Origin of the sequence: Vibrio sp. 10N.247.311.49 (assembly GCF_041467655.1) — a bacterium.
In the GTDB taxonomy this organism is placed as follows: domain Bacteria; phylum Pseudomonadota; class Gammaproteobacteria; order Enterobacterales; family Vibrionaceae; genus Vibrio; species Vibrio crassostreae_C.
The window spans coordinates 1-18,896 of sequence record NZ_JBFSVA010000003.1; the positions used below are offsets into that span (position 1 = coordinate 1).

Below are 18,896 nucleotides of genomic sequence, written 5' to 3' on the forward strand. Positions count from 1 at the left end.
CAGATTAGTTCTATTAGGCCAAAAACCACTCGACTGTGAATGCAGACTTTTTGGCTAAACCAATTTAGGGGCAAAAGCGAGTTAGCCCCTAATGACTCACCGACGTCGAAAACAAGTTAATAATCACGACGCCCACCAAAATCAAAGCGATACCGATGATCGCAAAGATATCGAGTTTTTGCCCGTAGACCAGCCAAGACAGCGCTGCGACTAGCACTATCCCTGCCCCACACCAAACCGCATATGCCACACCTAAAGACATAGTTTGAACCGTGAGAGACAACAGATAGAAAGCAAAGCCATAACCGACTAGCACTGCGGCAGTCGCGGGCAAAGAAGTAAATTGCTGCGTTTTAGGCAATAGAGAAGTCGCGACAACTTCAAATACAATGGCAAGTGACAGCATCACAGGAGGCGAGAGAGATAAAAGCATGTTTAAGTCCACAACAATAAAATACGGCGCTCAGAATATTGTAGTTTTATTTCCGATTCATGCGATTTTCAGCAAGTAATTATTATGATGCACCTTAAAAATTCTTAGGTGTAATTCTCGATTAAACCTACGCTTAGACAAAAAAAGAGCCCACTAATTCGTGGCTAGCAGACCCTTCATCAATCTAATCATCTAATCATCTAATCATCTAATCGGCAAAAGCGCTTAATTTGCAGACGTTGAGCCTCTTAGGATATCGCGCTTCACTTCACCTTTAAGATCGGTCAGGGTTTGCTGGTCGATATCAATCAAGAAGGGCGTTGTTCATCAAATCAGCTTGAAGATCAACGACACCATATGTAGCTAGCCGTTAGCTTCTAACGGGCATAGCTAGTCCTATGACTTTGTTAATCGCTTTGACATTCGCCATGATTTCGCCCACTTGAGCGTTGTAACATCTCAAGCTCAATTTATCGCTTGTTAGTCCTTTATATCGGGACATAGCAGTCTCAGATATTGAACGATAGTGATAACCAGACTCTGTTTTCCATTCCGATATTGTTCCATCTCTCAGAGCTATTACCGCTTTGTTTCTGGGATGACCGTCTTCCCAAAGAGCTGCATTCTTTCGAGGCGGTATTAACGGAGTACAGCCTTTATTTTTCAGAGTCTCGTGGCAATTTTTTGTGTCATATGCTCCATCGGCGGATACGGCAGCGACCTTTCTACGTAGTGGGTTGAGTAACGTCGGTAACACTTCACTATCGCCTACATTTACAAGACTGACTTCCGCACTAATCGCTTCGTGAGTATCCACATCCACAGCTAAGTGCAGTTTGCGCCATGTCCTACGTTTTTCTGTACCATGCTTTTTCACTTTCCACTCCCCCTCACCAAAGACTTTGAGGCCAGTAGAATCAATGGCTATATGGCGAATAGCCCCTCTCGATTTATTGCGATATTTGACCTGAACTGTCTTCGAGCGTTTACTGATACAGGTGTAGTCAGGGGACGTTAGTGGAACATCTAATAGCTCAAAGATAGAGTCGATAAAGCCTTGAAGAGCACGTAAAGGAAGAGAGAAGATGCCCTTAATCATCAAGGCGGTTTCAATCGCTGTATCAGAGTACTGAAAGCCTCTCCCACGCTTACCATGATGAGTTTTGCATCGCCATGCATCTACGGCTGAATCATCTATCCAGAATGTAACCGAACCACGTTTACAAAGAGCCTTATTGTACTCCGTCCAGTTAGTTATCTTCTTGTTTGCTTTACCCATATCACCACCATTCCAATCGTTTCAAATGATCAGATCACAGGACTTGGAAAAGGTTCAACTAATTTAGGCAACAACGCCATCAAGAAGTGGTCACTTGCTTGGCCTGTTGCGAATTTTTCAAGAATCACGAACAAGCTACCGAAACGAGAGCGGAATACCTCTCCCACTGTATATTGGCCAAGATCACCTAGCTCTGAATCCACTGTGCCATCAAACTCGGCAAGCTCGCGGCTTAGCAGTTCGTATTGGCGTAGTTGTGTTTCACCGATATCACGGAACGCCAGTTCGTCTGCATTACGTAGTCGGTAGAAATCGGTTGCTAGTAGCTCACCACTCCACTCTGCAAAGTCAGCTAAGCTTAACCCCTCAGTAGTTGCCAAAACCTCAGCTTCTACTTTGGCTGCCTGCCAATCTTTCTGGAACTGTTCCTCATCAACGACACCATTTGCAGTGCAGCCTTCAACTGGATAACCCAACTTGTCAGCTAATTGACAAACCGTGAACTGCGTTTCTAGTTGAGACATGATCATCATCTCTTCACCGTTCATGTGCATGATCATTTCACGCATTTCGATTGGCCAATCACTAGGAAGGAAACGCAAGCGCGTTAATTCACGGATATGCCAGTCGGTGAGTTCATAGTAACTCTTTGAATCAAGAATATTGATATCCCATATCTTAGCTTCTTCTTCCTCATTACTTGCGTTTGCTGTTAAGTACTCATGCTCTTCTTCGTAGTGACTAAATAGTTCGTTGTAACGTTCAACTTGATCGATAACCACAGTTTCAACTTCGATTTGGTTATCAGGGCGAATGTTCAGCAGCTTGTAAGCTGGGATGTAACCCGCTAACGATGGCGCTTGGATATTAAAGAGCGTGTGCTGAACACCATCGATATTGAAGCTTTTCTTACCAGTATCGTTAAAGTGCATATGACCGCCAACGTGGATATTCAATCCTGTTGCAGCAAGTGTACGACTAGTATTGTCATCTGGTTCACGAGCCAGTTGATGGCTTCCTTCACCAAACAGATCTTCAATCTCTTCAGAGGCACCGTTGTAGAAATCTGTCATTGGGAAGTGCGAGAAGGAAACAAGCGTCTTATTCTGCTCTTTGGCTGCTTTTACTACATCAGAGATCCAATCGATCACATGTTCTTTGTGAGTCAGCATCATGTTGTAGCCAGCGCTGCTTGATCCATCAAACGTGTTTCCGTCTACAGAGCTATCAGACGAATTTTCTTTAGGGCGATAAACATTCGCGTCAATGGCCAACAGCCACAAGCCTTTGACTGGCTCGACTAAGTAACTGGTATCCGGCACTTCAGAACAACTTGAGTAGCCATTCTCTTTATAACTACCACCTGTTCCTTCATAACAGATCTCGTACATGCGCTTATCAAAAGCTGCTTCTTCTTTCGCTAATTCATAGCTGTAGTTGGTACGAGCTTGCGCACTGCTATAAGGGGTTTCAAAGTAGAGATAATCTTGCTGAGGGTAGAAGCCGTGAGTACCAAGGATACTCATGATCTCTTCATAGCCCCACTCACGCACTTCTTCAGTACAGATGGTTGCTAGGTTATCGCCGTCACCGGGAATGGTTGTCCACTCATCTTCATAGCCAACACACTCTTCCTTACCCCGACTATAAATACGTTGGTTCTTACCCCCTTCTCCCAAAAAGTCCGACTTACCCGCAGGTATAGTAAATGGCCTCACTGGATCGTGGTTGCCAGGCGCTGCAAAAAACTCAAGGCCGTACGTGTCACGATAGTGGTCAAAAATGCTCACTAATCCACGCATATGTACTGGCTGACCGTCGTCACTGAAGTCCCCCGGCAGTGCTACGTACTTCACTCCGCGCTCAACCACATCATCAAGCGCTGCGATCATCGCGAAATAGTTTTCGTTGAATAGACGGGTAGAGTTCATCTGAGACTCCATCGTTCTGATCGTTGCATTCTTACCACTGATTGCATTCGGCAACCCTGCGAACGAGCCATCCTGAAAATCACCGTAAACATCATGGAAATGGATATCAGGCATGAACGCCACTTGCACTGCGCTATCCATATTGCCGCTGTCATCACTTGGCGAACTTGAATTGCAACCGACCAAAGCTGTTGCTATCAAGCCTGACAGTACGGTCAATGTACTCTTTTTCATTTTCTCTTCCCAAAAAGTTAGAACTCAAAATTTGGCGAGGAGATTAGGTGAGAAAAATGACACTATTGTTTCTGATATCTTACAAAACGTCGCATACAGAGTGCTTATGCGACATTGCTTCAATCCTTAAAATTCAATTAGTTAGTAATGATCATGAGTATTGATGACTCTATCGTACGAATCAGTTATTAATATATAAGCCGCCATAAGACAACCCCTCAAACATCAATGACAACTATGCATTCCGACTATTTGAATAAGTAGCCCTTCATCAAAAACCGGCTCGATCCGAATAAAGTAATCACAGGGAAAACAGATCAGCTCTCCATACTTATTATTACAAATAAGTAATAATCATTTTCTATTTAAGGGGATTATCAAAACATGCACTCACACCTATACTAGCTCCAACAAAACGAGAGAGCGGAAACAATTAAGCTCAACTACGCTTAACGGGTTGAATTTAATTGCACAGTTATCCGCTGTACTGACATATATAGGAAACATCCAATGACAATCGAAATTAAACTTGGTCAAACGCATATCAAATCAAAAGCAATGGTTGCATGGGCAGCTGGCGAGCCACTAAAAATGGAAGAAGTTGATGTACAACTTCCTAAAGCTGGTGAGGTTCTAGTTCGCATCGTTGCTACTGGTGTTTGTCACACTGACGCATTCACATTATCAGGTGACGATCCAGAAGGTATCTTCCCTTCAATTCTTGGTCACGAAGGTGGTGGTATCGTTGAGATGATCGGCGAAGGCGTTACAAGTGTTGAGATTGGCGACCACGTTATCCCACTTTACACAGCTGAATGTGGCGAATGTAAGTTCTGTAAATCTGGTAAAACTAACCTATGCCAAGCGGTTCGTGAAACGCAAGGTAAAGGCCTAATGCCAGACGGTACAAGCCGCTTCTCTATCAATGGCGAAACAATTTTCCATTACATGGGTTGCTCGACTTTCTCTGAGTACACAGTACTTCCAGAAATATCTCTAGCGAAAGTAAGCAAAGAAGCACCACTTGAAGAAGTTTGTCTTCTAGGTTGTGGTGTAACTACGGGTATGGGCGCGGTACTTAACACAGCTAAAGTTGAAAAAGGCGACAACGTTGCTGTATTCGGCCTAGGTGGTATCGGTCTTTCTGCAATCATTGGTGCTCGCATGGCTGGTGCTGACCGCATCATCGGTGTTGATATTAACGAGAGCAAATTCGAGCTAGCAAAACAGCTTGGCGCGACTGACTGCATCAACCCAACTAAATTCGACAAGCCAATCCAAGACGTTATCGTTGAGATGACAGACGGTGGTGTTGAGTACTCTTTCGAGTGTATCGGTAACGTAAACGTGATGCGTCAAGCACTTGAGTGCTGTCACAAAGGTTGGGGCGAATCAGTCATCATTGGTGTCGCAGGTGCTGGCCAAGAGATCGCAACTCGTCCATTCCAACTAGTGACTGGTCGTGTATGGCGTGGCTCTGCTTTCGGTGGTGTTAAAGGCCGCTCTGAGCTTCCAGAAATCGTAAACCGTTACATGGCGGGTGAGTTTGGTCTTCAAGAGTTCATCACTCATACAATGGGTCTGCAAGACGTAAACGAAGCATTCGACCTAATGCACAAAGGTGAATCTATCCGTACTGTTCTACACATGGATAAGTAACACATCTTGGCCTCGATTCTTTCGAGCATCGAGGCCACAGCTACAAATGAATAGCAACAAACTGTCTTCACCACCTCCTGCCCTGTGGGTGGTGAAACTTTATGTAATATAGACAAATTTACTCCCAAACCATCAACCTAACGGAGCACAATAGATGACAATCGAAAACATTAGCCAAGCAAAGGTTGCTGGTGGTTGGCACAAACAATACACCCACTTTTCTGCAACGCTTGACTGCAACATGCGTTTTGCGATTTTCTTGCCACCTAACGCAAGCAAAGAAAACCCAGTTCCTGTTTTGTATTGGTTGTCAGGCTTAACCTGTACCGATGAAAACTTCATGCAAAAAGCCGGCGCTTTCAAAGCCGCGGCTGAGCAAGGCATCGCGATTGTTGCACCAGACACTAGCCCACGTGGCGAAGGTGTTGCCGACGATGAAAATTACGATCTCGGCCAAGGTGCAGGCTTCTATGTGAATGCCACTCAAGCGCCATGGGACAGCCATTACCACATGTACGATTACGTGGTAACAGAGCTCCCTGCATTAATTGAGTCGTTCTTCCCTGTTACATCCGTAAAATCGATTTCTGGTCACAGCATGGGCGGACATGGTGCCCTAACGATTGGCATTAAAAACGAAGATAGCTACCGTTCTATCTCTGCATTCAGCCCAATCACCAACCCAATGCAATGCCCTTGGGGACAAAAAGCCTTCAACCAATACCTAGGCTTGGATATTGAAGAGTGGAAACACTACGATGCCTCTGAGCTTCTAAAAACCAAAGGCACTAAACTGCCAATGTTGGTCGACCAAGGTGAAGCCGATAACTTCCTGATTGAACAGCTTAAACCTGAGCAATTAGTCGAAGCCGCTAAGGTAACCAATGCCGATTTAGATCTACGTATGCAGCCTGGTTACGACCACAGCTACTACTTCATCTCTAGCTTTATTGATGAACACATTGAGTTCCACGCTGCTTACTTAAACAAGTAGCCAGATGAATTTAGCCCGCACTTTGTAAACGCAAGGTGCGGGCTTTTTTATGCCTACTGATTTTATAACGGTTGCTTTTATAACTGCTTAATACGCTGCTTTAACGCTTCTAAATCTATATCATTGCCAACAATTCGTAATCGAACATACTCTTCAGTCATCGCGTCGCACGTAATAGCAAAATCGACACCCGAACATGTCTTAATACCGATACTCTCAAATAGCTTTGAAAGGTGAGTTCCTCTCTTTTTCAACAACATAATGGGCGTCGATATTGACGTGCCAACCACCTCAATATTGTTCTCAGACAACAAGCCGATCATTTGCTGCTTAAAGTATTCAGTTTTGCTGCGGTTCATTTCTAAGAAGTGTTTTGCATTGGGTAAGGTCGCCGATGCGATTTTTATTGAGGGGTAAGTCGGCGTAAACACACTCACCGCAGCTTCGATTGCAGAAGTCAGGTTTTCACTGCTGGCTAAGTAACCGAGTCGAATCCCAGCGAGCCCTAAACCTTTAGAAAAGGTTCGTAAAACTATTAAGTTGTCCAAGACTAAGGTCTGATCGAGCATAGACTGCTCAGGGGTCAGGTATTCACCATATGCCTCGTCGACAATCAAAATAGCGCCAGAACGCTCACATACTCTCGCTATCTCGACCAGATAAGCTCTGTCGTAGATTCGACCCGTTGGGTTGTTGGGATTATCGATATACACCAAGGCAGGATTTTGACTGCTTATTTTTGATGCCAACACACCGAACAGATCCGACTCGTTTTGATAATCAAACATGTTGATGGACTGGTACTTCCCGCCCACCAAAGTGAACTCTGATACTGCTTCAACAAACTGAGGGCCAATGCCTATCATGGTGCGATTGTTGTGATCGATAAGTTTATTGAAGATAAGTTCTAGCGCCCCAAGAGAGCCCGTGGTGTACGTAATACGACAATCTTCAATCCCAATAAACTGGCGAGTCAGATAAGTCAGCTCCGAAAGCTCCCTGTGGCAATAGTACTTATCAATACCGTAGATAATATCTTTGATCACATGTTCAGGAATTTCTGGTGCGCCAAATGGATTGGAGCCAAGTGAACAATCGATACGAAATGAGTGATCGACATAAGAATGGTATTCGCCACTTAACCGTGGATTTAAATGTATAAGAAAACGCTCAAAAAATATTCATGCGCTATTCTTATCGTACTGAATTTTATCTATATAGGTCATTTCGCGACAGTTCTTCGCCTTGTTTCGAGAGACTGGTTAAAAACCAAGATTGGTTCAAATAACGAATTCTCTTAAGCCATAATCAAGAGTTAAGCACTCGTGTTTACATTTCGAGTTAACCGAACCGCTTTCTTTGCGCTAGATTAAGCTGAGATAAGATAGGGTAATAACAGAGCTTGCATCTTTACTCTCCCTAGTTACCATAGCCCCATTAACATCCCCCATATTTTGAAGGTTGCTATGAAAGCAATTAAGACTCTTTTCTTCCTGATGGTTTTATTGAGCGGTCTGTTTACCGCTTGGCTGTTTATTCCAATTCCAGCGACCATGGACAAGCAAACGCTCGACGTTCCATTAACGGAACCATTCAAGCTTGTTGCGTATCGCAGCAACCCGAATGATGCGAGCAAGCCGCTGACTTACCACTACTATGTGATTTCAGATGTGGTTGGTGTAGACGACATGGACCCATTCCTGATTACCACGGACCAGTTCGTGAAGCTTGGCGAATTCGACGAGAACACATTCAACCTTACGGTTAACGGCAAGATTGATAGCTACACCAACGATTTGTGGATCAAGAAATCTGATGGCAAGCTTCAACACTGGTACGTGAGTATTAACGCGAACTATATTCGTTAAAATCGAACTGCAATAAACCTCATTTTAAAACTGCGCTTTGGCTTCCAAGCGCAGTTTTTGTTTCTAGCAACACCCTCCACTTATCCCGACCCGTTCGACATAAACTGCATTGCCTACTTTTGATTCACTGCTGCCCTTGCTCTCAAGGTGTTATAAGCTCTTTAGATACGATAAGCTCAGACCATGCTCGACGCCCAATAAATCAAAATAATAAAGGATCACCCGTGGAATTTACGCTCGACAAATTTAACGGCATCATCATTGACCCAGCAACAGCCCCTCACGATGTTGACTCATTCAATGCCGAACTCAGCGAGATCACCGAATTTTCAAAGCAGAATAGCAAAGGCATTATTTGGATTAGCTTACCTATTTCACTCTCGCACCTTATTCCGGTGGCGACTGAGCTTGGCTTTGTGTTTCACAACTGCTTAGAAGACGAGATTACGCTGATCCACAAATCCGAGATTGTAGAGTTTGTGCCTTTCATTCCGACCCACACCTTGGGTGCTGGTGCGTTAATCACTAACGAACACAATCAAGTTCTGATGATCAAAGAGCACGGCATGACGGGTTACAAATTACCGGGCGGTCATATTGAGTTGGGTGAAGGCATTGAAGAATCGGTGGTTCGTGAAACCTTGGAAGAAACCGGTATCGAGGCAACGTTCGTTTCTGTGGTTGGCATGGCGACAAGACACCCGTATCAATTCGGTAAATCAAACCTCTACTTTATTTGTCACCTTATCGCTCAAACTCAAGAAATTGCGATTCAAGACACTGATGAAATTGCAGAAGCTAAATGGATAGATGTTGAAGAATATATTAACAACCCCGACAGCTACCCGTTTAACCGCCAATTGGTCGGCTCTTTGATAGGCAAACAAGGATTAGAACTTACCCAACTAGAAGGCAACTATGGTCCAGTCCACAAGCCAGAGGTCTTCTTTTCGAATAACTAGATCACTTCAAACATAAAAACGCCAAGCTCATAAGAACTTGGCGTTTTGCTTTTCGTTTATGTTTTTATTTAAACCAACTCGCTGTTAGTGACTTCCTAATACACTGCTCTAGAACCTATCTATTTTAGAAAAATCCTAGTGGGTTAGTATCGTAGCTGATCAACAGGTTCTTAGTATTTTGGTAGTGATCGAGCATCATCTTATGTGTCTCACGGCCGATACCCGACTTCTTGTAACCACCAAACGCGGCATGAGCTGGGTAAGCGTGGTAGCAGTTCACCCAGATACGGCCGGCTTCAATGTTGCGACCCATTCGATACGCGAGGTTTGCATCACGCGTCCACACGCCTGCACCCAAGCCATATTCGGTATCATTGGCTATCTCGAGTGCTTCTGCTTCATCTTTAAACGTCGTCACCGCGATAACAGGACCGAAGATCTCCTCTTGGAATACTCGCATCTTGTTGTGCCCTTCCAGCATGGTTGGCTGGATGTAATAACCATTACCGAGATCATCAGATTGCTGCGCAACTTCGCCACCTGTCAGCACTTTCGCACCCTCTTGACGACCGATTTCAAGGTAACTCAGAATCTTATCGAACTGCTCTTTTGAAGCTTGTGCGCCAACCTGAGTATCAGTATCTAGCGGGTTACCTTGTTTAATAGTTTGAGCACGCTCGACCACCTTGGCGATGAACTTGTCGTACACCGATTCATGGATCAGCACACGTGATGGACAGGTACACACTTCACCTTGGTTGAAGAACGCCAGCAACATGCCTTCGACACACTTATCAAGGTATTCGTCTTCATGGTTAAAGATGTCTGGGAAATAGATATTTGGAGACTTACCGCCAAGCTCAACCGTTGATGGAATCAAGCTTTCAGCCGCACATTTCAAGATGTGGTGACCGACTTCTGTCGAACCGGTAAAGGCCAATTTCGCTAAACGATCGCTGGTTGCTAACGCTTGACCCGCTTCGTTACCAAAACCATTGACGATGTTGACTACGCCTGCAGGTAGAAGATCAGCGATCTTCTCCATCATCACTAAGATCGATGTCGGTGTTTGCTCCGCTGGCTTCATCACAACACAGCAACCCGCAGCCAGTGCTGGCGCCAATTTCCAAGCCGCCATTAAAATCGGGAAGTTCCAAGGAATGATCTGCCCCACCACACCGATGGGTTCTGGGAAGTGGTAGCTCGCGGTGTTTGAATCTAGCTCGGCTGCGCTGCCTTCTTGCGCCCGAATACAGCCTGCAAAGTAACGGAAGTGGTCAACAACTAACGGGATGTCTGCCGCTAGAGTTTCACGCACAGGCTTGCCGTTTTCCCACGTCTCCGCCACCGCGATTTCTTCTAGGTGCGCTTCAATGCGATCGGAAATTTTAAGTAGGATATTGGAACGTTCTGTCACACTGGTCGCAGCCCAACTAGCACGAGCCGCATGCGCCGCATCGAGTGCCAAGCTAATGTCTGCCTCGGTTGAGCGTGCCACTTGGCAATACACCTGACCATTCACTGGGGAAGTGTTATCAAAATACTCGCCGCTGACAGGCTTCACCCACTCGCCACCGATAAAGTTATCGTATTGAGCTTTAAAGTTCACCACTGCGTTGTCACTACCCGGCTGTGCGTAAATCATAGTTAGATCCTTCTTCGATTTGATATTCGTTATTGAGCTAGAGCTGTCTTATTTTTGTGGCGGCTCCCCTTGAGAAAAGAACTCATGGCGAGACGCCCATGTTTATGCTTTCTGTTTAAAACACTGATACTTCGTGTTTTCTTCACAACAGTAACAACGCAAATCACACGCCAGAACTTCAAAACTTGTTGTTAATAAATTGTAAAACTATGATTGCCAAACGTTTACAACCCAAAGTGAGTTGGCATTGAACGGACGTATGGAAACCACTCCAGTGTTCAACTGTTCCAAATTGGTACACCCTCACTGTTACGACATGGAACAGTCATGCACCTTCAACAAGCAAACACCTCAGATTGGCTTTCGTCCTCTTGGCACCGCAGCACAGAAGCGGGTCTAAAACAGAGACGACTTCCTGAAGACATTCGCCTACCACAATCGATTCTTAAGCAGCGACGTCATCAATCGGCTGACTTGATCCACATCGTCGAACGCAATGCGCTGCCTTTGTTTAATCAGATGTTTGCTCGTACCGACAGTCGTTTGATTCTGACCGATATTGAAGGGGTGATTCTGGCGAGTTGGGGACAGGAGCGGTTTAAGGAGAAGCTGACATCAATTGCACTCAGCTCAGGAGCGTGTTGGCAGGAACAACTTAAGGGCACCAACGCGATTGGCACCGCGATTGTTGAAGCTAAACCCGTGACCATCATTGGTGAGCAGCACTTCATCCACCAGCATCGATTTATCAGCTGTTCAGCAAGCCCTGTGTTTGATCACCAAGGGAACATGGTTGGCGTATTGGACATTACCAGTGAGCAGCAACAGCACGACAGTTCGGTGCAGCTACTGGTTCAAAATATGGTTCAGCTTGTTGAAAACCAGCTACTGAGCCACATCCCACAAGGCACCACTCGCATCGACCTCGCATGTGAGAAATCGTTATTACACAGTGGTTGGCAAGGGATTGTAATAGCCAATGAAGCTGGGGAGGTGGTGGCACACAATCAGGTCGCCTCTCAACTATTGGATCAAACCTCGATCGTCGGTGAGAGTATCGATACCCTCTTCAACCGAACCTCATTAGACACGCCTTTTGTATTTGAGAAACAACACCTCAAACAACCAACCACCAAACGCACGCGCTCCATTTCAGCATCGTGTGATTTGCACCATGGCGAGCAACAAATCGAACACGCTTGGCAGCAAGCCAACAAGGTAATCGATAAAGGGATCAGTTTGTTGATCTTAGGAGAAACAGGAGTTGGCAAAGGCGAGTTTGTTAAAGCGCTGCACAAGCAAAGCCAGCGTAAGTCTTCGCCCTTGGTAGCGGTAAATTGTGGCGCGCTGCCTAAAGACCTTATCGAATCTGAACTGTTTGGTTACGCGCCGGGCGCCTTTACGGGAGCAAGCCACAAGGGCTTCCAAGGTAAGATCCGTCAAGCAGATAAAGGGATTCTATTTCTAGATGAGATCGCCGACATGCCTTTAGAAGCTCAGTGCCGACTACTGCATGTTCTGCAAGACAAATCCGTGGTGCCAGTTGGTTCTAATCAAAGCTATCAAGTCGATTGTCAGATCATCGCTGCAACTCACAAAAACCTCGAGCAGTTAGTCGCAACAGGTGAGTTTAGGCAAGACCTGTATTACAGACTCAATGGCTTAGCCTTCACCTTGCCAAGCCTACAACACCGACAAGACAAGCACGCTTTAATCGAGCACATTCATCGTAAATACGCCGAAGACGAACAGACAATCTGCCCGCACTTGATGAGCTTACTGTGCGCCTATTCTTGGCCGGGTAATATCCGCGAATTAGACAACTTACTTAAGGTTGCTGCTCTATTAGCAAGTGATGAACCCCAACTCACACTCGAGCATGTGCCCAGCCACCTTGCTCAACATCTCACGTCATTAGCACACGATAATCAGCATCAGCTAATGACTTCTAATGCCATAAAAGGTACAGCGAGTAACGATTTAAGAAGCACCGTTGAAGAAACCTTGTTGCAAACTTATCAAGCCAACCAAGGCAACATAAGTAAGACTTCGAGAATACTCGGTATCAGCCGCAATACCATTTATCGAAAATTGAAAAGCTTGGGAATCCTCCAATAGGAAGATGAACCTAAGCTACTCAGAACCCAGCTCCACAAGTTGATAGAGCACTTCTTTATCCAATACCGGGTGATGCTTACTCGCTAGGATCAGCACAATATCGACCGAAGGCAACGGCGGCATATCATCAAGAATTTTCAAATCTGAAGTCACGCTTAGCTTACCCATCGCACCAATCGCTAATCCTGCTTTCACGATTGCACGCTGCGCTGAAGCGGTATTGCTACACGCCAATAACTGATAAGGCGTGCCCTGCTTGGTTAAGCCATTCACTGCCGCTGCGTGGTACTTACAATCGGTCTGAAACAAGGCTAGTGGGACTGGTTTAGACTCATCGAATGCATAGTCAGGGCTGCTTATCCAAACACCCACATCATGTGTAAGCCAGTAACCCTCTTCACTATCAGGCGCTCTGGTGACAATCGCCGCATCTAAACGGCCATCATCTAACCACTCTCTGAGGTTAATACTTGGTAGGCTAAATATTTGAATGGAACAGGTAGGTTCTGCTTGCTGTAACAGGCGAATCACTTTTGGAAGAATGGTGTCGTTGTAGTCTTCAGGGCAGCCGAGTCGCAGAGGTTGTTTGTCTTCATAACGCTTTACTTGCTTGAGGGCGGTGTTGTGGAGGGCGACCAACTGTTCGGCATGAGAACGCAGCGCTAAGCCAGCTTCAGTCAGTATTAAATTACGTCCTTCTTTCTGGAAAAGAGTGACGTTGAGTTCTTCTTCCAACTTACGCATCTGAGCACTGAATGCCGATTGGGTACGATTTATCTGTTTCGCTGCACGAGTGAAACTACTGGTTTCCACAAACGCGAGAAAGCCTCGCAAAGCATCAATATCCATATTGAAATCACCACCCATCGTTTTTATTAATGTATTGCATCAAAATTATCCGTTAGTGCTCCGCAATACAATCCCCTAAGCTCAAAAGCATACTCACCAAACGCAAGGAAGCAACGATGCAGCTTTATATTGGAAACCAGAACTACTCAACTTGGTCACTGCGCGCATGGCTAATATTCGACAACTACAACCTGAGTACAGAAGTCATCAAGCTCAAGCTATTCACCTCTGATTTTTACGACACTCTGGCGAAAGTGACGCCAACGGCCAAGGTTCCAACCCTAGTTGATGGTAATGTTGCGGTGTGGGATTCATTGGCGATTCTCGAATACGTTAACGATGCCTATTTGGACGGTGCAGCGTGGCCTAGCTCAGTGAAAGAACGCGCCCATGCCCGAGCAATTTCCGCCGAGATGCACTCTGGGTTCTTTGCCGTCAGAAATGAAATGCCGATGAACTGCCGCGCACAACGAAAGCTCACACTGAGTGAAGACGCACTGAAAGACATCGCTCGTATTGATGCAATATGGTCTGCACAAATGGAACAATACCCAGAGGGATGGTTATTTGGTGAATGGTCGATTGCCGACGCGATGTTTGCACCTGTGGCTTTACGTGTAGAAACCTATGGCATCCAACTTTCCGAAAAGGCATCACAGTATCAACAACGCGTGCTCAGCAGCCCATCAATACAAAAATGGCTGGCAGAGGCAAGCTTAGAAACCGATGTGGTTGAAGAGGACGAGGCAGGCAAGCCTGTATAAAATACAAAACACCCTTTCAAGGCTCACTAGTCTGTGAGCCTTTATTTAAACCTTAATAATTTGGTCGATTGTGATCACCGAATCACAATGTGCAGATGCGATTGTTTATATTCAACTAAATTCAAATCATTAAGATAAACATCATGTTACGAGCAACGATCGCATTACTCAGCGTGGCCAGTTTCACTGTATCTGCCAATGTCACTCTTCCCACTGGAGAAGAGTGGATCAATCATGCTTCTGAAGGGCTTGCACCTTATTGGCTGATGCCTAGTGCTCAGGGAGAACCGGTAGGCAACTTCCCTACTTTCCGCTGTGATGATGGCACCTTGCTCGATGTTTCTGATGTGTGTCCTGAACTGAACAAAGGCTGGATCACACCGCACTTTGGCAAGGAATTTACGCGGATGAAGTCACGTCAAACCTATGCCTACGGCGTGCTCTATCACCTTACTGGAGACAAACAAGCTTTAGCTCTTGCCAAACAAGGTGCCTACTACATCATTGATCAGCTAGAAGATAAGCAAAATGGTGGCTTTATTGGCTACACAAAAGAGGGCAAAGTAGGCCAAGATTGGCAGCAGCGTACCTCTCAAGATCAAGCCTATGCATTAGTTGGCCTTGCCATGTACTACTACCTGACCCAAGACAAAAAGGTAGAAGAGGCTCTCATCGCACAACAAGCTTTTATCTTTGATAAATATCGACTTAGCGACAACAGCGGTCTTGCTTGGGTACTTGCTGACGGTGAAGATGGCAGTGCAAAACGACGCGAACTGGTCGCGCAACTTGATCAGATAAACGGCTACATGTTGCTCGTCGCACCTCTGCTCAAAGAGCCCGTAAAATCCAAATGGCTTGATGACTTAAACTGGCTCACGCAAGCCATGATTGACCAATACCATTCTGAAGATCAACAACGCTTCTACGGGGCTATTCACGATAAAGCTGCGATGATACCGAATGCCAATCACAACGATTTTGGGCACACCATCAAAGCATATTGGATGACCTATCTAACCGGTCATGCATTAGATAATTCCGATTGGTCGGAGTTTGGTTTAGACGGCATGAAACACACTCTGGATCAGGCGCAATATCAGAAAGACTTTGCCAATGTATCTAACTACTTTGGTGAGCGACTTCAGAAAATGTGGCAAGGGCAAGATATCACGGGCTGGCAAAGCAGACCGCACAGTCAGTGGGCGTCATCATGGGAGTAGGCTGAACTTGATCAAGCGGCCATGACGGTTTCGCTGGTCGATGGCTCAATGAAAGACGTCCTGCAATATACCCTACCGACCTTTCATGATGTTTGGGTCGACCACAAATACGGTGGCGTTGGGCTTGATCCTAAGCGTACTAAAGCTTTCCATTGGGGTAATGGTTATCACCAATTTGAACATGCGCTGATTGGCTATTTATATGCTCAGCAAGTTGACGCTAAACTAGCTGTATTGCACTACGCAAGACCGACCAACAGCAATATGCCAATGGAACCGTATTACTATCAAGGGGATGTGGTTGAGTTAGAGAACCTAGACGACGGAACCCAGAAGGTCAGCTTCAATAACATTCGACCTTAGCGCTGGTATTGGTTCTGAATTGCTTGGAGCAACAGATAAGCTCAGAAAGCCTGCACAACACGATGCAACAGACTCAAACAAAAGCCGCTGTTGGGCAGCGGCTTTTTGGTGAAACAAAGATGGCTTAATCATCTAGCCCTTCAATTGGGCTCATTGAACGATAAACGGTTTTTACGTCACCTTTGATGGACAGCATGCTTAAATCATCAATGAAGAAGCGGCTAGTCATTGTGTGCTTACCACAATTGATGAATATTTCGATGACCGACTTGTCGACATAGACCTCGATGGTTTGCTTGGCGCTCAACCTCGGCGCTTTTCTAACACACCCAAACTCTTCAGCGTAGAGTTGAGACATATTGCTGCGATCAAGAATGAACTCATTATCTGCCGCACTGAACACGATGTTATCACCCGCAACGTTGGCAAGTGTAAACTCAAACTCGTCAGTATCCGTTTCGAGCTCAACCATGAAGCTGGTTGTATCCAATTCAAGAGCATTTTCAATCGTAACAGCTTCCCCCTGTAGCGCTTTCAATTCAGGTAAAGCAGACTGAACAAGATAGCCATCTTGGATTTGAAGTTCGCGTGGTAACGACAACATGCCCGCCCACTGATGCGCATTAGAAGGTGTATCAATCTCAGGCAGACCAATCCAAGCAATCAAAATGCGACGACCTTTATCATCTAAGTAAGTCTGTGGTGCGTAGAAATCAAAGCCGTAATCTGGCTGCGCAATGTCTTGATGATTTTCCAGTTTCGCCGTATCTAGGTTCAAGCGGTCACCCAAAATGTAAGCCACAGAATAGATATTTTTGAAGTCGTATGGGTTTTCACTAGACACGCCTTGCGGAGAAAATAGCATCACCGACTGATTATCTATTTCAAAGAAATCAGGGCACTCCCACATATAGCCAAGGTTGTTGTAACGAGTCTGAATTGGGCCTTTGTGTTGCCAACTCATCAGGTCACGGCTGCAATACAACGCCATTGAACCTGTCTCCTGAGGTGTTTGTGCCCCTACAACCATCAGGTAATCATCACCCTGCTTCCACACTTTTGGGTCACGGAAATGTTCGGTGTAGTGATCGTTTTCGATAACCACGCCGTGCTTTTCTATTTTGCCGTCGGCAGACATCTTGGCAAAACATTGAGTTGGGACTCGTTGCCAGTTTTCATCACGTTTATTACCCGTAAAGAACAGCAGTGCATTGCCGTTTTCAACCAATGCGCCACCAGAATAAACACCGTGAGAATCGTAATCTTGGTCCGGGTGTAGGCCTATGCCGTGGTCTTCGAAATGAACGAAGTCTTTGGTTGAAAGGTGGTACCAATACTTCATGCCATGGACAGGACCAACCGGCGTCCACTGATAAAATAAGTGGTGCTCTCCATTAAAGAAACACAAGCCATTTGGGTCATTGAGCAGGCCAAACTTAGGCGCAACATGGTAGCTTGGATAGCCAGAGTCTTGTTTGCGAAGCTCTACCATCGCATCAATACTCTCTTGAGAAATATCTTCTATACGACGATATCTTTGCTCTACTGTCCAGTTCGAGTTCAAACTCATACACTCTCCTCTACGGCATTCGTATTTGAAGAGTTTTTTTGAATAAACTGAGTTAGAGCTTCTTGCGTTGGAAGTGCGGTCATTGCGCCTTTTTGCGTTGTCGCCAGTGCACCACAACCATTCGCCCACTGAATTGCAGAGTCGACGACTTGTTGATTGTTCCACTCATCATGTTGAGAAAGCTTTGCAAGCAAGCCGCCAACAAAAGCATCGCCTGCCCCTGTAGTATCCACTGGCGTCACTGAACTACCTGACATCAACACACCTTGCTTTTCAAATACTCGCCAAACACCTTTCGCACCCTGTGTAACCAGAACAAGCGTGTTGTTAAGATCTGCAATATGAGCCAAACCTTGCTCCATCGAAGTTGAACCGGTTAAGAAATCCAACTCTTCTTCAGAGAATTTAACCACATCCGCCAACTCAACCGCTTTCATTACCACAGGCTTGATTTCAGATGGATCTTGCCACACTTCATCGCGAAGGTTTGGATCGAAGCTGATGTAACCACCAGCTGCTTTCATGCGTCGGATGGCTTCAAAGGTACTGCTTCGACTTGGCTCATTAGCCAGAGAGATTGAACAGACGTGTAGCCATTCGTTTTTCTTAAATTCAGGAATGTCATCCACAGACATAAACTGGTCTGCACTTGGCTTCACCATAAACGTAAAACTGCGTTCGCCTTGGTCATCAAGGTCCACCACCACAGTTGACGTACGCTGCTCAGGATCTTTCACCAAACGTTCGGCATTCACACCTTCGTTTTGCAAAGTCACTTCCATAAATGTGCCAAACGGGTCGTTACCCACTCGGCCGAAAAAGGCGCTTTTGCCTAAAAGACGAGAAATCGCTACCGCGACATTAGCAGGCGCACCGCCCGGACATTTCAACAATGTCTTATCTGTCTCCGGAATGAGGTCGACAACAGCGTCTCCAGTTACCCAAACTTGATTCATCTTTCTTACCTTAAAACTGAAAATCATGACAACCGAAAGCAAGGTGAC

General features: G+C 45.6%; 14 protein-coding genes and 1 pseudogene. 7 read left to right on the forward strand and 8 right to left on the reverse strand.

Features of this window, described 5'->3' with window-relative positions:
• Positions 1-88 precede the first annotated feature (88 nt).
• From AB6E54_RS04365 to AB6E54_RS04375, 3 genes are all read right to left on the reverse strand, one after another.
• Positions 89-433 (reverse strand): multidrug efflux SMR transporter, encoded by a 345-nt coding sequence (locus AB6E54_RS04365; protein ID WP_065584843.1) that lies wholly within the window; start codon positions 431-433, stop codon positions 89-91.
• A gap of 370 nt (positions 434-803) precedes the next feature.
• Positions 804-1,712, reverse strand: a complete 909-nt coding sequence (locus AB6E54_RS04370) for an IS5 family transposase (RefSeq protein ID WP_372106770.1) — start codon at positions 1,710-1,712, stop codon at positions 804-806.
• Between the two features lie 29 nt (positions 1,713-1,741).
• A complete protein-coding gene (locus AB6E54_RS04375) occupies positions 1,742-3,877 on the reverse strand; it encodes a metallophosphoesterase (RefSeq protein WP_372106768.1) in 2,136 nt (711 codons plus the stop codon).
• A gap of 510 nt (positions 3,878-4,387) precedes the next feature.
• On the opposite strand from AB6E54_RS04375, the gene AB6E54_RS04380 reads away from it, so the two are divergent.
• Together AB6E54_RS04380 and fghA are read left to right on the forward strand one after the other, a co-directional pair.
• Positions 4,388-5,536, forward strand: coding sequence for an S-(hydroxymethyl)glutathione dehydrogenase/class III alcohol dehydrogenase (locus tag AB6E54_RS04380; RefSeq protein WP_102575971.1), 1,149 nt, complete (start codon positions 4,388-4,390; stop codon positions 5,534-5,536).
• A gap of 154 nt (positions 5,537-5,690) precedes the next feature.
• Positions 5,691-6,530, forward strand: coding sequence for an S-formylglutathione hydrolase (gene fghA / locus AB6E54_RS04385; RefSeq protein ID WP_017061633.1), 840 nt, complete (start codon positions 5,691-5,693; stop codon positions 6,528-6,530).
• Positions 6,531-6,607: 77 nt separating this feature from the next.
• Here fghA and AB6E54_RS04390 read toward each other — a convergent pair whose 3' ends face one another.
• On the reverse strand, positions 6,608-7,576 hold the full coding sequence (locus tag AB6E54_RS04390; protein WP_372168760.1) for an aminotransferase class I/II-fold pyridoxal phosphate-dependent enzyme: 969 nt from the start codon (positions 7,574-7,576) through the stop codon (positions 6,608-6,610).
• 420 nt (positions 7,577-7,996) lie between these two features.
• Between AB6E54_RS04390 and AB6E54_RS04395 the strand changes: the two genes are divergently transcribed.
• Together AB6E54_RS04395 and AB6E54_RS04400 are read left to right on the forward strand one after the other, a co-directional pair.
• Entirely contained in the window at positions 7,997-8,398 is a 402-nt protein-coding gene (locus AB6E54_RS04395) for a hypothetical protein (RefSeq protein ID WP_017061631.1), read from the forward strand.
• 224 nt (positions 8,399-8,622) lie between these two features.
• Complete coding sequence (locus AB6E54_RS04400) at positions 8,623-9,360, forward strand: NUDIX domain-containing protein (RefSeq protein WP_372106767.1); 738 nt, start codon at positions 8,623-8,625, stop codon at positions 9,358-9,360.
• Positions 9,361-9,484: 124 nt separating this feature from the next.
• Here AB6E54_RS04400 and AB6E54_RS04405 read toward each other — a convergent pair whose 3' ends face one another.
• Complete coding sequence (locus tag AB6E54_RS04405) at positions 9,485-11,005, reverse strand: aldehyde dehydrogenase family protein (RefSeq protein WP_137002175.1); 1,521 nt, start codon at positions 11,003-11,005, stop codon at positions 9,485-9,487.
• A 327-nt stretch (positions 11,006-11,332) separates the two neighbouring features.
• Here AB6E54_RS04405 and AB6E54_RS04410 point away from each other — a divergent pair, with 327 nt between their 5' ends.
• Complete coding sequence (locus tag AB6E54_RS04410; RefSeq protein WP_104216023.1) at positions 11,333-13,123, forward strand: sigma-54-dependent Fis family transcriptional regulator; 1,791 nt, start codon at positions 11,333-11,335, stop codon at positions 13,121-13,123.
• A gap of 15 nt (positions 13,124-13,138) precedes the next feature.
• Here the strand turns inward: AB6E54_RS04410 and AB6E54_RS04415 are convergent, their stop codons facing one another.
• Positions 13,139-13,990, reverse strand: coding sequence for a LysR family transcriptional regulator (locus AB6E54_RS04415; protein ID WP_372106766.1), 852 nt, complete (start codon positions 13,988-13,990; stop codon positions 13,139-13,141).
• Positions 13,991-14,088: 98 nt separating this feature from the next.
• On the opposite strand from AB6E54_RS04415, the gene AB6E54_RS04420 reads away from it, so the two are divergent.
• Positions 14,089-14,736: a glutathione S-transferase family protein gene (locus tag AB6E54_RS04420; protein ID WP_372106765.1), complete on the forward strand. Its 648-nt coding sequence runs from the start codon at positions 14,089-14,091 to the stop codon at positions 14,734-14,736.
• 143 nt (positions 14,737-14,879) lie between these two features.
• Positions 14,880-16,322: pseudogene (locus AB6E54_RS04425) on the forward strand (N-acylglucosamine 2-epimerase).
• A 124-nt stretch (positions 16,323-16,446) separates the two neighbouring features.
• Here AB6E54_RS04425 and AB6E54_RS04430 read toward each other — a convergent pair.
• Entirely contained in the window at positions 16,447-17,892 is a 1,446-nt protein-coding gene (locus AB6E54_RS04430) for a sucrose-6-phosphate hydrolase (protein ID WP_017076935.1), read from the reverse strand.
• Entirely contained in the window at positions 17,889-18,848 is a 960-nt protein-coding gene (locus AB6E54_RS04435) for an aminoimidazole riboside kinase (RefSeq protein WP_017076936.1), read from the reverse strand. Before AB6E54_RS04435 ends, AB6E54_RS04430 begins: the two co-directional genes overlap by 4 nt.
• Positions 18,849-18,896 lie beyond the last annotated feature (48 nt).

Excerpts from the sequence above, each read along its gene's own strand:
- AB6E54_RS04365 (WP_065584843.1), bottom strand. The coding sequence starts at position 433 with ATGCTTTTATCTCTCTCGCCTCCTGTGATGCTGTCACTTGCCATTGTA.
- AB6E54_RS04415 (WP_372106766.1), bottom strand. The coding sequence starts at position 13,990 with ATGGGTGGTGATTTCAATATGGATATTGATGCTTTGCGAGGCTTTCTC.
- AB6E54_RS04420 (WP_372106765.1), top strand. The coding sequence starts at position 14,089 with ATGCAGCTTTATATTGGAAACCAGAACTACTCAACTTGGTCACTGCGC.
- fghA (WP_017061633.1), top strand. The coding sequence starts at position 5,691 with ATGACAATCGAAAACATTAGCCAAGCAAAGGTTGCTGGTGGTTGGCAC.
- AB6E54_RS04370 (WP_372106770.1), bottom strand. The coding sequence starts at position 1,712 with ATGGGTAAAGCAAACAAGAAGATAACTAACTGGACGGAGTACAATAAG.
- AB6E54_RS04410 (WP_104216023.1), top strand. The coding sequence starts at position 11,333 with ATGCACCTTCAACAAGCAAACACCTCAGATTGGCTTTCGTCCTCTTGG.
- AB6E54_RS04375 (WP_372106768.1), bottom strand. The coding sequence starts at position 3,877 with ATGAAAAAGAGTACATTGACCGTACTGTCAGGCTTGATAGCAACAGCT.
- AB6E54_RS04430 (WP_017076935.1), bottom strand. The coding sequence starts at position 17,892 with ATGAGTTTGAACTCGAACTGGACAGTAGAGCAAAGATATCGTCGTATA.
- AB6E54_RS04435 (WP_017076936.1), bottom strand. The coding sequence starts at position 18,848 with ATGAATCAAGTTTGGGTAACTGGAGACGCTGTTGTCGACCTCATTCCG.
- AB6E54_RS04395 (WP_017061631.1), top strand. The coding sequence starts at position 7,997 with ATGAAAGCAATTAAGACTCTTTTCTTCCTGATGGTTTTATTGAGCGGT.
- AB6E54_RS04380 (WP_102575971.1), top strand. The coding sequence starts at position 4,388 with ATGACAATCGAAATTAAACTTGGTCAAACGCATATCAAATCAAAAGCA.
- AB6E54_RS04405 (WP_137002175.1), bottom strand. The coding sequence starts at position 11,005 with ATGATTTACGCACAGCCGGGTAGTGACAACGCAGTGGTGAACTTTAAA.